This window comes from Sphingobacterium detergens, from assembly GCF_003610355.1.
Classification (GTDB): Bacteria; Bacteroidota; Bacteroidia; order Sphingobacteriales; family Sphingobacteriaceae; genus Sphingobacterium; species Sphingobacterium detergens.
Map to the genome: position 1 here is coordinate 335,416 of NZ_RAPY01000002.1, position 14,802 is coordinate 350,217.

Genomic DNA, 14,802 nt, shown 5'->3' on the forward strand with positions numbered 1-14,802 from the left:
TTTAAATATAGTGTTAATAAATTGTTTCTCGAAAATCGAGCTTGAAATTTATTCTTTTATATTAATATTTAAGCTTAATTCATCCAATTGTTCCTGGTGAATAGTTGATGGAGCATCAATCATGATATCTCTTCCCGAATTGTTTTTTGGAAAGGCAATCACATCACGAATGGAATCTAGACCAGCTAATAGCGATACAAGTCTGTCAAAGCCAAACGCTAAACCACCATGTGGAGGAGCTCCATAGGTGAACGCTTCCATCAAGAAACCAAATTGTTTCTGTGCTTCTTCCGGACTAAATCCGAGGTGTTTAAACATGAGTGACTGTAGGTCTCTGTCATGAATACGGATAGAGCCACCGCCCACTTCGACACCGTTTAATACAAAGTCATAAGCATTTGCTCTTACTTCACCAGGGTTTGTATCCAGTAACGGAATATCTTCCGGTTTCGGAGAGGTGAAAGGATGGTGCATGGCATGGTAGCGTGCGTTGTCCTCATCCCATTCCAATAAAGGGAAATCGATAACCCATAACGGAGCAAAGGTGTTTTTGTCGCGAAGACCAAGCTGTGAGGCAACTTCCAGGCGCAATTCGTTTAATTGTTTACGAACTTTATCCTTGCCACCTGCCATAATTAATAAGAGGTCGCCTGGTTTCGCGTGGAACTTAGCGGCGATAGCCGTTAATTGTTCAGGAGTAAAAAATTTATCAACAGAAGATTTAACTGAGCCATCTTCATTCACACGTGCATAAACTAAACCTGTAGCGCCGATTTGAGGACGTTTAATAAAATCGGTTAGGGCATCCAGTTGTTTTCTGGTATAATCCGCGCAATTCTCGGCATTGATGCCGACAACCAGCTCCGCAGCGTCAAATACAGGGAATCCCTTTTCTTTGGCTACGTCATTTAATTCAACAAACTGCATTCCAAAGCGGATATCCGGTTTGTCGGATCCATATAGACGCATGGCATCAGCATAGGTCATACGTGGTACAGCTCCAAGGTCTATGCCTTTGATCGTTTTGAAGATGTGTTTTGCTAATCCTTCAAAAATATTCAGTACATCTTCCTGTTCTACAAAGGACATCTCACAGTCGATTTGTGTAAACTCTGGCTGGCGGTCAGCACGTAAGTCCTCATCGCGGAAACATTTGACAATTTGAAAGTAGCGATCAAAACCTGATACCATCAATAGCTGTTTGAATGTTTGTGGTGACTGAGGCAATGCATAAAATTCACCTGGATTCATGCGGGAAGGAACCACAAAATCTCGTGCTCCCTCCGGAGTAGATTTGATGAGGTATGGTGTCTCTACTTCTAAGAAATTTTGAGAGTCAAGGTAACGACGTACTTCCTGAGAAGTTTTATGTCTTAAAATAAGGTTCTCACGTACCGGATTACGACGTAAATCCAGATATCTGAATTTCATTCTGATATCGTCACCACCATCTGTTTCATCTTCTATTGTAAAAGGAGGTAATTTCGCTGCATTTAATATCTCAAGATTTGAAACCTTGATTTCGATATCTCCAGTGGAGATTTTAGCATTTTTATTGGAACGTTCAATAACCTCTCCGGTTACTTTTATGACATATTCTCTTCCCAGTTCACGGGCACTAGCACGTAAAGACGCGTCATCATCTGCATTGAACGTTAATTGTGTGATACCATATCGGTCTCTAACATCGATGAAAGTCATACCGCCCAAATCGCGGGATTTTTGAACCCATCCACTTAGGGTAACCGTTTTCCCTAAGTCAGCTAATGTTAATTCTCCACAAGTGTGTGTTCTGTGCATATCTTAATAAAAATAAAATTTATGCAAAATTATTGGTTTTACTCGACAATAACGAATTCTGCTGTTCTTATTTGAATGCTGTTCTCCCACTTTCAACCACACTGGAGATTATCTGCTTTTCAGTCCTCCACTTTCTCCCATTTTTCAGATAAAAGGGAGCAAAATTAAATTTCTAAAGAGGAAATTTTTACAATTCATTTCCATTTTTTTGAAAAAAAACCGAAAAATATAGGTCCGTGTTTTGAAGATATATTTGATTGAAATGCGTGTTTAACTGTTTGTAAATAAGGTTTTATGCTTTATAGTGGAAATGGATGTTTTTTTTTCTTGTAGCTATTTTTCGATGTGGAAAACTTTTTTATGTTGTAAAGTGGGGGAAAGTGGGAGAAAGTGTATACTTTTACATTTAAATTAGAATAGGATAATTGACGATATGACTCAGTTGATCGGAGAATTCGAATGCAAGCTAGACGCCAAAGGAAGGATGGTGTTGCCAGCGGTGCTCAAGAGGCAGATGCCTCATGTTGAGCGCGATGGGCTTGTTGTGAATCGCGGTTTTGAGAAGCATCTGGTTTTTTATCCACGTGAGGAGTGGGACTTGATGACAGCTAAACTGGCTAAGTTAAATCAATTTGATCCGAAAGTGCGGGCTTTTGTACGCGCTTTTACTCGTGGAGCCACAGAGTTGACTTTGGATGCGGCTGGTCGTGTTTTGTTGCCAAAAAGCTTGCTTGAATTTGCAGGAATAACAACAGAATTGGTTTTGGCTTGTCAGTTTAACAAGATAGAAGTTTGGTCTAAAGAAGGGTATGATGATTTGATGGGTGACGGAGGAGTGGAAGATATATCGTCTTTAGCGGCAGAGGTAATGGGGGATATTAATTTTGGGATATAATAATATGGAGAATGTGTATCATGTTCCGGTAATGTTGCAAGAATGCATGGATGCTTTGGCGATCAAGCCGAATGGTATTTATGTGGATGTAACTTTTGGTGGAGGTGGTCACTCTCGTGAAATACTGAAGAGACTGGGGCCGGAGGGAAAGCTGTTTGCTTTCGATCAGGATCCAGATGCTTTGGGAAATGTGATTGATGATCCTCGTTTTACATTGATTCATCAAAATTTCAGGTTTTTAAAGAATAGTCTTCGTCTGCACGGTGTGCGTACGGTGGATGGTATTTTAGCTGATTTGGGTGTTTCATCGCATCAGTTTGATGCAGCAGATCGTGGCTTTTCAATTCGATTTGATGCTGATTTAGATATGCGTATGGATCAGGTGGGAGATTTGGATGCAAAAGCCGTGCTAGCGACTTATGCTGAAGAAGATCTTCATCGGATTTTTGGTATGTATGGCGAGATTATGAATGCAAAGTCATTGGCGAAAACAATTGTAACAGCTCGTTTGGCACAGCCGATACATACAGTTACTGAATTAAAAGAAGTTATTCAGCGAATGGTTCCAAAGGGAAAAGAACATAAATACCATGCGCAGGTTTTTCAGGCCTTGCGCATTGAGGTTAACCGTGAATTGGAGGCTTTGCAAGAATTTTTGTTACAAACTGTCGATGTGCTAAAAAGTGAGGGGAGATTGGTGGTGATGTCTTATCATTCCTTAGAAGATCGTTTGGTCAAAAATTTTATGGCCAAAGGGAAGTTTAAAGGAGATGTTGAGAAAGATTTTTTTGGAAATGAAATCAAGCCGTTCCATGTGTTGAGCCGTAAGGCGATTACAGCATCGCCGCAGGAACTGGCTGTAAATAATAGATCGCGCAGTGCGAAACTGCGTATTGCTGAAAGGTTGGATTTGTCTTAAAAATGGAGCGAAAAGATGAGCAGGAATACAATAAGACAGAAAGAATTGAGTGAAGAAGTTCAGGAAGAACTACAAGAAACTGTCGAGGAAAAGGCGGAAGAAACAGAAGCGTTTATTAAAACGCTTTTTACCGTTGGAGACCTTTCCTTAAACAAAATATTGGAGTATCTCCCTTTTGGGGCTTTCATCGCCTTTTTGATGTTGTTGTATATCTCTAACCGTCACTTCGCTGAGCGAACTATTCGAGGTATCGATAAAGTAAGCAAGGAAGTCAAGGAATTAGGCTGGGATCATAAGTCGCTATCTGCTGAGCTGATGAAAATGTCCACGCAAACGGAGATCGCAAAGCGTGTGGACTCATTGGGTTTGAAAGAGCGGGTGGAGCCGCCGATCAAGATTGAAGTTGTAGAGAAAAAAGAAGATAAATAGAGAGAGTTATGAGTATCAGAAACACGATTCTTATTCGCGTCTATTTTGCCTTTGGACTTATTGTGCTTCTTGCATTTATGGTATTTGGGAAAATGCTGAAGTTGCAATATGTGGATGGGCAACATTGGAAGGCTTTGGCGGATAGTCTTTCTATTCAAGAACGTGAGGTTGAAGCTGCACGGGGGAATATCTATTCCAACGACGGAAGCTTATTGGCAACTTCTGTTCCTGAGTATGAACTTCGTTTTGATGCGATGGCTATTCCTGAAGAAGAAAATGAATATTTCAATCTCAAAGTTGATTCTCTCGCGATTAAATTGGCTGATTTTTTTAAGGATAAATCATCTCGGCAATATTTGACATTACTAAAACAGGCGCGGAATAAAAAACAACGCTATCTACTAATTAAGCGGAATGTGTCACATCAGGATTTAAAGAAGGTGAAGCAATTTCCTTTATTTAAATCAGCTCGTGTTGAAAAAGAACGTTTTCCTAGCGGTTTGATTACCGACAGACAGAATAAACGGATTTTGCCGTTCGTTAATCTGGCGGCAAGAACTATTGGATATAAAAACGTAAAGGAAAATATCCATGTCGGCTTAGAGGGAGCATACGGTGAGTATATTGATGGAAAGAGTGGAAAGAGATTGATGCAGCGTATTGCTGGTGGTGTCTGGATTCCTGTCAATAGAGATATTGAGGTAGCACCTGTTGATGGTTCGGACATCATATCTACAATTGATGTGAATATGCAGGATATGGCTCAAAGAGCGCTAGAGAAACAGATGATTGTGAGCAATGCTGATGAAGGCTGTGTTGTGATGATGGAAGTGAAAACAGGTGAAGTGCGGGCCGTTGCAAATTTTATGCGGGATAAAGATGGTGTTTATCGGGAGAAGTTCAATCTTGCTATTGCGCAAAGCGCGGATCCGGGCTCAACTTTTAAACTTGCCTCTTATCTAGCGTTGATTGATGATAAGAAAATCGATTCAAGTACAACCATAAATATCGGAAATGGTAACTGGCCGATTTACAAGCATACAATTCGCGATTCGCATGCACCAAAAAAATCTATAGTCTCGGCTAAAAGAGCTTTTGAAGAATCGTCGAATGTTGGGGTTACAAAATTTGTTTATCAGGCTTATAAAGATAACCCAGATCAGTTTACGTCGAAACTGCATTCTTTTGGATTCGGTAAGACGTTAGATCTGCAGATTCCGGGAGAGGGAGTTCCATTGGTAAAAACATCGAAAAGTAAATCTTGGAGTGGATTGTCATTGGTTCAGATGGCTTATGGTTATGAGATGAAGATTACGCCATTACAGACCTTGACATTTTATAACGCTGTTGCAAATAATGGTAAATTGATTGCACCACTATTTGTCAAAGAGATAAGGCATTTGGGGAATACGATTCAAAGCTTTCAGGCGAAGGTAATTAATGAAAAGATCGCTTCGGATCATGCATTGGCAGAGGTGAGGGGAATGATGGAAGGTGTCATGACGGAGGGTACAGGAAGAAGTGTTGCTAGCCCATTGTATACATCGGGAGGTAAGACGGGAACAGCGCAGATGGCTGATGGCTCAAGAGGTTATGGAGCTAGGAGATACCAGTCATCTTTTGCAGGCTATTTTCCTGCTGAAGATCCGAAATATTCGATTATTGTGGTGATCCGAAATCCGAGAAATGGTTATTATGGTGGATCGGTGGCCGGACCTGTTTTTAAAGAACTTGCAGATATGGTTTATGCTAATGATATGGAGATGCAGGGAAAAAAATCATTTAAAGCAGTTAATGTTGGCGGAAGAATGCCATTGACTTTGCAAGGGTCAAGAGAAGCGAGTAAGAAAGTATACGATAAGTTGGGAATTAATACAGTGAATTGGGATATGGTCGCCAGAGGCGAAGTAGATACATCGAATAGAGGTGTGCCATTTGTGGATTTGAAATATAAAGAAGGAATTGTACCAAATGTAGTGGGAATGGGATTGATGGATGCATTGTATGTGATGGAGAATGCGGGATTTAAAACACATGTATTTGGAAAGGGAAGAGTGGGAGCACAATCTTTGACTGCGGGTCAAAAACTCCCATTTGGAACAGCGATAAATTTAGAACTTAAGTAATGATGGATTTAAAAAAAGTATTGCATGCTATCCCTATTCAACAGGTGGTGGGAAACCTCGAAGAGGTCGATGTGCACTCTTTGTGCTTTGATTCCAGAAAGGTGGAGCTGGGAAGTTTGTTTATCGCTGTGCGTGGTGTTCAGACAGATGGACATTTATTTATCGATAAGGCAATCACCTCTGGAGCAAGGGCAGTTATTGTTGAAGAACTTCCTGCGGAAACATTGGACTCTGTGGCTTACATTTTAGTGGCAGACTCCGCATATGCCTTGGGAGTTGCTTCTGCTAATTTCTATGGTAATCCATCCGAGCAACTCAAGTTGGTTGGAGTGACAGGAACCAATGGAAAAACGACAGTAGCGACATTGTTATTCCAATTGTTTACTGAGTTGGGGTATCATGTTGGTTTGTTGTCAACAGTGCAGAATCAAATTGGTCCAAAGATAATTCCCGCAACACACACTACACCGGATCCGATTCAGTTGAACCAACTCTTACGGGATATGGTAGACGATGGTTGTGATTACGCTTTTATGGAAGTCAGTTCGCATGCCGTGGTGCAGGAGCGTATTGCAGGGTTGGTGTTTGCAGGTGCAATATTTACGAATATTACACACGATCATCTGGATTTCCACAAAACTTTTGACAACTATATCAAAGCAAAGAAGAAGTTCTTTGATGATCTGGATGTACATGCGTTTGCTTTAACAAATGCGGATGATCGAAATGGTCAGATCATGTTGCAAAATACAGTTGCTCATAAAAAAAGCTATGGCTTGCGTTCTGGGGCTGATTTTAAAGCTAAAGTTATCGAAAGCCATTTTGACGGGATGTTGATGAGTATTGATGGGCAGGAAGTATGGGTCAAATTGATCGGTGATTTTAATGCTTATAATCTTTTAGCGGTGTATACCGCAGCAATCCTATTGGAGCAAGAGACCGTAAAGGTGTTGACGGCGTTAAGTACCTTGAAAGGGGCAGAAGGACGCTTTGAAACGATGAAATCCACCTCCGGTGTTTTTGGTATTGTGGACTATGCACACACACCTGATGCTGTTGAAAATGTCTTAAAAACCATTAGTTCTTTAAGACGTCCAGAGCAAAAGATTATTACTGTTTTGGGCTGTGGTGGTGATCGCGACAAAACCAAAAGACCTGAGATGGCGGAAGCAGCATTACGCTACAGCGATCGTTTCTTGATTACATCGGATAATCCACGTACAGAGGATCCATATCAGATTATTAAAGATATTGAAGCTGGTGTAGGGGCTGATCAAAAGGCAAAAACGCTTTCTATAGCCGACCGTAAAGAGGCGATACGTACAGCGTATCAGTTGGCAAACCCTGGAGATATTATCCTGGTCGCCGGAAAAGGACATGAAAAATATCAAGATGTGAATGGTGTCAAGCATCATTTTGATGATAAGGAAATTTTAGAGAATACATTTAACGAAAAATAGAATATGTTGTACCATCTATTTACGTGGCTTAGCGAATATATCCATATACCAGGAGGAGGTTTGTTTCAATACATCTCCTTTAGAACATCTATGGCGGTAATCGCTTCATTAATTATTACCACGGTTTTTGGGGGAAAATTGATCCAGTTCTTGCATAATAAACAAGTTGGGGAGACAATTCGTGATTTAGGGCTAGAAGGTGAAAAAAAGAAAGCTGGTACGCCCACAATGGGAGGAATAATTATCATTGCGGGGATCTTGGTTCCTACCTTATTATTTGCCAAGTTGACAAATATCTATGTGATCATCATGATTGTAACGACGCTTTGGATGGGGGCAATAGGTTTTCTGGATGATTATATTAAAGTTTTTAGACATAATAAAGAAGGGTTAGCTGGAAAATTCAAAGTGGTTGGCCAGGTCGGCCTTGGGGCTATTATTGCTTGCACGATGTATTTTCACCCGGATATTGTGGTACGTAAAGGTGTGGATAAGCCAACTTCAACTAAACCGGTGGAAGTGGTTATTAACGAAGGTACAGGAGAAAAAACATATGCTGAAAATGTGAAATCTTCTAAAACAAATATCCCTTTTTATAAGAATAATGAATTTGACTATGCCAAGGTGTTCAAGATGTTTGGCTTACAAAGTGACTATTTGACTTTTGTAGTCTTTTTAATTGTTGTCATTTTTATCGTTACTGCAGTATCCAATGGCGCTAATATTACCGATGGCATCGATGGCCTGGCCACAAGTACGTCCGCAATAATTGGGGTTACCTTGGCAATTTTGGCTTATGTGTCTGGTAACGTGATTTTTTCAGACTATCTCAATATTATGTATATCCCCAACTCTGGTGAGCTTGTGATTTTTGCAGGAGCATTTGTGGGAGCTTGTGTCGGTTTTCTATGGTATAATACCTATCCTGCACAGGTTTTTATGGGGGATACAGGTAGCTTGGCAATTGGAGGTATCATTGCGGCATTTGCGATTTTGATCCGTAAAGAATTGCTGATTCCGATTTTATGTGGTGTGTTTTTATTGGAAAATCTCTCGGTGATCCTACAGGTTTCCTATTTCAAATACACCAAAAAGAAATACGGCGAAGGAAGAAGGATATTTTTAATGTCCCCTTTGCATCACCACTTCCAAAAGAAGGGGTATCATGAAGCGAAAATTGTAACGCGTTTTGTCATTGTGGGAATAATTTTAGCCATTCTGACAATAGTAACATTAAAAATTAGATAACGATGTCAAATATATCAACAGCATATTACCCTCAATCAGGAAGCTTGGTCATTTTAGGCGCAGGTGAAAGTGGTGTGGGTACTGCAATCCTGGGGAAGGAAAAGGGCTATGATGTTTTTGTATCGGATAAAGGATTGATAGCGGATCATTATAAGGAGCAATTGAAAGCAGAAGGCATTGCTTTCGAGGAAGGGAATCATGATGAATCTCGGATATTGAATGCTGCTCTTGTTGTCAAGAGCCCCGGAATTCCAGAGACAGTACCCTTGGTGGTCTCCCTAAAGGAAAAAAATATTCCGGTTATTGCCGAAATAGAATTTGCTGCCCAATATACTGCTGCTAAATTAATCTGCATCACAGGATCAAATGGCAAGTCTACGACAACCATGTTGACATACGAAATGCTAAAGCATGGTGGCCTTAATGTGGGTTTGGCGGGTAATATTGGAAAAAGCTTTGCACTTCAGGTTGCGCGAGAGAATTTTGACTGTTACGTTTTGGAAATTTCAAGCTTTATGTTGGATGATATGTACCATTTTAGAGCAGATATTGCTGTAATTCTAAATATCACGCCTGATCATTTGGATCGTTACGACCATAAAATGGAGAATTATGTGGATTCCAAATTCAGAATGATTCAAAATCAGACGGAAAAAGATTATTTTATATACTGTCTAGACGATCCTGAGACAATCAAGGGATTGGAGAGACACCATAGTAAAGGGACTTATTTACCTTTTACACAAGAACAACTTGTTGAATTGGGAGCCTATTTAACTGCCAATAAAACAATGATTATTAATACACCAAATAACGATACATTCACTATGAGAACTGAGGAATTGTCATTGCAGGGGAAGCATAATATTTATAATAGTATGGCTTCTGGATTGATTGCAAAAGTGCAGGAGTTGAGAAATCAAGCGATGAAAGAAAGCATGGGGTCGTATGTGAATATTCCACATCGTCTTGAACATGTTGCTTGTATCGGCGGTATAAACTACGTTAATGATTCAAAGGCAACGAATGTTAATTCGGTATGGTATGCTTTAGAGAGTTTTTCGACACCGATTGTATTGTTATTGGGGGGGGTAGATAAAGGAAATGACTATACAATGCTTGCTGATCTGGTGAAAGACAAAGTGCACGCTATCGTGTGTTTGGGAAAAGATACAGCGGCAATTCATAAGGCCTTTGAGCAAGATGTTGAAATTATCGTTAACAGTACATCGATGCAGGATGCAGTTATCTTGTCTTCACATTTAGCTAAAAAGGGCGATACCGTATTATTGTCCCCAGCTTGTGCGAGCTTTGATTGGTTTAAAAACTATGAAGATCGTGGCGATAAATTTAAAGCAGCTGTAATGGAATTATAAATAAATGGTACAACCATAAAGGAAGAAGGATATGCTACAGAACATAATGTCTAAATTAAAAGGTGATCGATGGATATGGATCATTGTGATTATCTTATCGGGATGGTCACTTTTGGCCGTATACAGTTCAGTCGGAACCTTAGCCTATAAAGAAGGAAAGGGGACAGAGATGTATCTGTTGAAGCATTTTTCTATCATCGCCATCGGATTTATTTTGATGTATCTCTCACATAAGCTGGATTATCGGTATTATGCGGGTATTTCTAAAATCTTAATGGGGATCACAATACCTTTATTACTATTTACTTTATTATTTGGAAGTAGTGTAAATCAGGCGAGCCGCTGGTTAACTATTCCTGGTACAGGAATGACATTCCAGACATCAGATTTGGCAAAATTATCGTTGATTGTTTTTCTTGCGCGGATGTTATCTCGAAAACAGGAGGAAATCAAGGACGTTAAAAAAGCATTTTTACCCATAATGGGGTCGGTATGTGGTGTTTTCGTTCTGATCGCTTGGGCGAATATGTCTACTGCGGTTATGTTGTTTGGGGTGAGTGTTTTATTGCTTTTGATTGGCCGGATATCGTTTAAACAGATCGCTATTGTTTCGGCGGGAGTTGTTTTATTGGGGATTATAGTGGTGTCTGTTGGTCCTAGGCGTGCGACGTATTATAGTCGTGTTAAGTCTTTCTTTGGAGTAGAAAAGAAAGATGATGCAACACCAGTTTCATTCCAGGATGATAAGAACTATCAAGCAAATAATGCAAAGATCGCAATTGCTACAGGAGGGCTCTTTGGTAAAGGCCCGGGAAATAGCGTTCAGCGAAATGTATTGCCGCACCCATATTCCGATTTTATTTATGCAATTATTATTGAGGAGTATGGTACAGTTGGTGGCGTGATCCTGCTATTTCTATACTTGGCTTTTATGTATCGATGTATACGTATTGTCACGATGAGTCCCAAGGCGTTTGGGACGTTCTTGGCGGCGGGTTTAGGTTTCAGCTTAACCATACAAGCTCTGGCAAATATGGCGGTGGCAGTAGGGCTGGGACCAGTAACTGGGGTGCCATTACCCTTAGTGAGTATGGGAGGTACATCCATTTTATTTACAAGTGTAGCCTTAGGAATTATCCTGAGTGTGAGCAGAAATATTGAGGAATTAAAAGGTAAAGAGCAGCTGGACGAAAAGCCGAAGCCTAAAAAAGTGGTGATCGGTTCAATTCCAGCCTAAACAATATATTGAGCATGGCAATTCGAGTAATAATAAGTGGGGGTGGTACCGGAGGACATATCTTTCCGGCGATTTCAATTGCAAATGCGTTGAAGACGATGGATCCTGCAAATGAAATTTTGTTTGTAGGTGCTAATGGTCGGATGGAAATGGATAAGGTGCCTGCTGCAGGCTATACTATTGTTGGACTTGATATTCAGGGAATCAATAGAAAGCAGCTTTGGAAGAATATCCTATTACCATTTAAATTAATGAAGAGCCTCCGTAAGGCAAAAAAGGTAATCCGAGACTTTAAACCCGATGTCGCAGTAGGTGTTGGTGGTTTTGCTTCTGGACCTTTATTGATGATGGCGAATAAATTGGGTGTTCCTACCGTAGTTCAGGAGCAGAATTCTTATGCTGGCGTAACAAATAAAAAGGTTGGTGCAAAAGCGGCAAAGATTTGTGTAGCCTACGAGGGGATGGAACAATTCTTCCCAGCTGATAAAGTGTTGTTGACTGGAAATCCGATACGAAGGGAGTCTGTTTCGATTGAGGGAAAAAAGGCTGAGGCTTTGGAGTTCTTTGGATTGGAACAATACAAAAAGACAATCTTGGTGTTAGGTGGGAGTTTAGGTGCCAGAACATTGAATGAAAGTGTTGTCGCCTATTTGGATTTGCTATCCAAAGAGGATGTACAGGTGATTTGGCAATGTGGTAGTTTTTATATCGACACACTTCGGACAGACTTGGAAGGGAAACTGCCCGCGAATGTGAAGATGATGGCATTTCTTCAAAAAATGGATTATGCCTATGCCGCTGCTGATTTGATTATTAGCCGAGCAGGAGCAGGTACGATCTCGGAACTGTGTGTTGTCGGGAAACCCGTTATTCTGGTTCCTTCGCCAAATGTTGCGGAAGATCATCAGACTAAAAATGCAATGGCATTGGTCAATAAGCATGCAGCACTGTTGGTGAAAGATGTAGATGCCGCAAAGACTTTGATTCCAACAGCGTTGGATTTATTCGGGAATCCGGATCAAGTGGCGCAATTGAGTGAAAATATAAAAATACTTGGTAAGCTGGATGCTGATATTCAGATTGCGGAGCAAGTGTATAAATTGGCAAATAAGAAATAGATAATACATATGAATCTAGATGCAATAAAACAAGTTTACTTGATCGGAATCGGCGGAATCGGCATGAGTGGCCTTGCACGCTATTTTAAGCATTTGGGCTGTGAGGTGAATGGATATGACCGTACGGAAACCGAATTGACCAAGACATTGGTCAAAGAAGGTATTTCGATCACATATCAGGATGATGTGAATTCTATTGATTCTATTTTCCATCAGCCTGCTGCTGCTACATTGGTGATATTTACACCTGCGATTCCTAAAGATTCTAAGATTAAAGCTTTTTTTGAATCTCAGGGTCATGTATTGTATAAAAGATCACAAGTACTCGGTATCATTAGTGAAAGTAGGTTTACAATTGCGGTAGCTGGAACCCATGGCAAAACGACTACTTCAACGATGGTCGCACACCTGTTGAAAGATTCGGGTTACGATTGCTCCGCTTTTTTAGGCGGTATCAGTTCTAATTACGATACGAATGTGCTTTACGGAAACAATAATACCGTAGTGGTTGAAGCTGACGAATTTGACCGTTCATTTTTGACACTTCATCCGAATATCGCGATCGTCACTTCTTCGGATGCAGATCATTTGGATATCTACGGTGATAAGAGCCATTTGCTTGAATCTTTCCAGTTGTTTTTGGACAAGGTCGTTGATGGCGGCACGCGTATTATAAGGAAAGGATTGGAATTTAAAGGTCAGATTAGTTATTCTGGTCAGGAAGTGGCAGATGCCTATGCATCCAATGTTCATGTAAGAGAAGGGGAGTTCTTTTTTGATTACCAGGATGCCAATGGGAAAATTGAAGATATTCATTTGGGTATTCCAGGGATTCACAATGTTGAAAATGCTGTTGCAGCAATTACAGTAGCTCGTCTACTGGGAATTTCGACGGAGGCAATTAAGACCGCGTTGACAACATTCAAAGGAGTTAAAAGGCGTTTCGAGTATATCGTTCGTACACCGGAGGTGGTCTATATTGACGATTATGCGCACCATCCTGAAGAGTTACGAGCTTTTTTGACATCCATGCGGAAATTATATCCAACAAAGAAACTAAATGTTGTATTTCAGCCACATTTGTTTACGCGTACCAGAGATTTTGTGGATGGTTTTGCTGAAGTGTTATCTACGGCGGATAATCTACTCTTAATGGAAATATATCCAGCACGGGAACTTCCGATAGAAGGCGTTAACTCAAGTTGGTTGTTGGACAAAATTACAGCGCAGCATAAACAGATTGTTACAGCCGAAGAGGTATTAGATTTTGCACGAAATGAAAGACCGGATTTGATCGTGACAGTAGGAGCAGGAGATATAGATAAATTGGTAAAACCATTACAAGCGATTTTTGAACATGCTTAAAAAATTACGTGACATACAATGGAATCGTGTACTCTACTTTACCCTATTTTTTATTGGGGTTATTGTGGTGGTTGTGATCATGGCCATTGTGGGGAAGCGTGATGAACAACAGCTCTGTAAGGATGTGAAAATAGTCATTGAAGGAACAGAGGCTTTTATTGACCAAGCAGATATTTCAAAACTGATTGAGCAAAACTATGGAAGTTTTGTAGGTAAGAAGGTCAATGGTATTCCTTTTCAGCGGGTGGAAAAGACCTTGAAAAAGTTGCCCTATGTATCGAATGCAAGTATTCATGCTGATATGGACGGAACCATACGGATTAATATCGATCAGCGCGAAGCGGTCATGCGGATTATCAATAAAAACGGACGCGAGTTCTATGTTGATCCCAAAGGTTTAAAGATACCGACTACGTTAAAGTATATCCCGCACATCATGGTGGCAACCGGTAATATAGCTGAAGGATATAATGAGGCATTGGATACAATATCAACGCCATTGGTGAAAGATTTAGTGAAGGTGGCGGAATTTATTGGAAAGGATGAATTGTGGAGTAACCAGGTTGTACAGATCTATGTGAATGCAGATCATGACATAGAACTTGTACCCCGGGTCGGAACACAACAATTGATTGTTGGATCTGCCGATTCGTTGGAACAAAAGTTTGAATTATTAAAAACATTTTATACGCAGATCATGCCAAAAGTAGGTATCAATGCCTATGGTGTGGTGAATGTAAAATACGGAGGACAGATCATCTGTGAAAAGCGAGGAAATTGGAGCTTCTCAGATGATCAAACAAAAAAAATAGCAAATAATACATTATAG

At 40.4% G+C, this 14,802-nt stretch carries 12 protein-coding genes; 11 read left to right on the top strand and 1 reads right to left on the bottom strand.

All coding sequences use genetic code 11. The features are described from left to right. Positions 1–48 precede the first annotated feature (48 nt). Positions 49–1,800, bottom strand: coding sequence for an aspartate--tRNA ligase (gene aspS, locus DFQ12_RS13440; RefSeq protein WP_120259575.1), 1,752 nt, complete (start codon positions 1,798–1,800; stop codon positions 49–51). A gap of 433 nt (positions 1,801–2,233) precedes the next feature. On the opposite strand from aspS, the gene mraZ reads away from it, so the two are divergent. Genes mraZ through DFQ12_RS13495 form a run of 11 tightly spaced genes read left to right on the top strand, consistent with a single transcriptional unit; the run spans position 2,234 to position 14,802 of the window. Further along, positions 2,234–2,695 carry a division/cell wall cluster transcriptional repressor MraZ gene (gene mraZ / locus DFQ12_RS13445; RefSeq protein WP_120259576.1) on the top strand — a complete coding sequence of 154 codons (462 nt, stop codon included), beginning with the start codon at positions 2,234–2,236 and terminating at the stop codon, positions 2,693–2,695. A 4-nt stretch (positions 2,696–2,699) separates the two neighbouring features. Continuing rightward, positions 2,700–3,614: a 16S rRNA (cytosine(1402)-N(4))-methyltransferase RsmH gene (rsmH, locus tag DFQ12_RS13450; protein WP_120259577.1), complete on the top strand. Its 915-nt coding sequence runs from the start codon at positions 2,700–2,702 to the stop codon at positions 3,612–3,614. A 15-nt stretch (positions 3,615–3,629) separates the two neighbouring features. After that, the gene (locus DFQ12_RS13455; protein ID WP_120259578.1) at positions 3,630–4,043 is read left to right on the top strand and encodes an FtsL-like putative cell division protein; all 414 of its coding nucleotides are present in this window, start codon (positions 3,630–3,632) and stop codon (positions 4,041–4,043) included. Between the two features lie 8 nt (positions 4,044–4,051). After that, entirely contained in the window at positions 4,052–6,169 is a 2,118-nt protein-coding gene (locus DFQ12_RS13460; RefSeq protein WP_120259579.1) for a penicillin-binding protein, read from the top strand. Further along, positions 6,169–7,629 carry a UDP-N-acetylmuramoyl-L-alanyl-D-glutamate--2,6-diaminopimelate ligase gene (locus DFQ12_RS13465; protein WP_120259580.1) on the top strand — a complete coding sequence of 487 codons (1,461 nt, stop codon included), beginning with the start codon at positions 6,169–6,171 and terminating at the stop codon, positions 7,627–7,629. Before DFQ12_RS13460 ends, DFQ12_RS13465 begins: the two co-directional genes overlap by 1 nt. Positions 7,630–7,632: 3 nt before the next feature. After that, entirely contained in the window at positions 7,633–8,877 is a 1,245-nt protein-coding gene (gene mraY / locus DFQ12_RS13470; protein ID WP_120259581.1) for a phospho-N-acetylmuramoyl-pentapeptide-transferase, read from the top strand. A gap of 2 nt (positions 8,878–8,879) precedes the next feature. After that, complete coding sequence (murD, locus tag DFQ12_RS13475) at positions 8,880–10,253, top strand: UDP-N-acetylmuramoyl-L-alanine--D-glutamate ligase (protein ID WP_120259582.1); 1,374 nt, start codon at positions 8,880–8,882, stop codon at positions 10,251–10,253. Positions 10,254–10,284: 31 nt separating this feature from the next. Then, positions 10,285–11,490: an FtsW/RodA/SpoVE family cell cycle protein gene (locus DFQ12_RS13480; RefSeq protein ID WP_120259583.1), complete on the top strand. Its 1,206-nt coding sequence runs from the start codon at positions 10,285–10,287 to the stop codon at positions 11,488–11,490. A 14-nt stretch (positions 11,491–11,504) separates the two neighbouring features. After that, positions 11,505–12,608, top strand: coding sequence for an undecaprenyldiphospho-muramoylpentapeptide beta-N-acetylglucosaminyltransferase (murG, locus tag DFQ12_RS13485; protein ID WP_120259584.1), 1,104 nt, complete (start codon positions 11,505–11,507; stop codon positions 12,606–12,608). A gap of 9 nt (positions 12,609–12,617) precedes the next feature. Next, complete coding sequence (gene murC / locus DFQ12_RS13490; protein WP_120259585.1) at positions 12,618–13,973, top strand: UDP-N-acetylmuramate--L-alanine ligase; 1,356 nt, start codon at positions 12,618–12,620, stop codon at positions 13,971–13,973. Then, positions 13,966–14,802, top strand: coding sequence for a cell division protein FtsQ/DivIB (locus tag DFQ12_RS13495; protein ID WP_120259586.1), 837 nt, complete (start codon positions 13,966–13,968; stop codon positions 14,800–14,802). Before murC ends, DFQ12_RS13495 begins: the two co-directional genes overlap by 8 nt.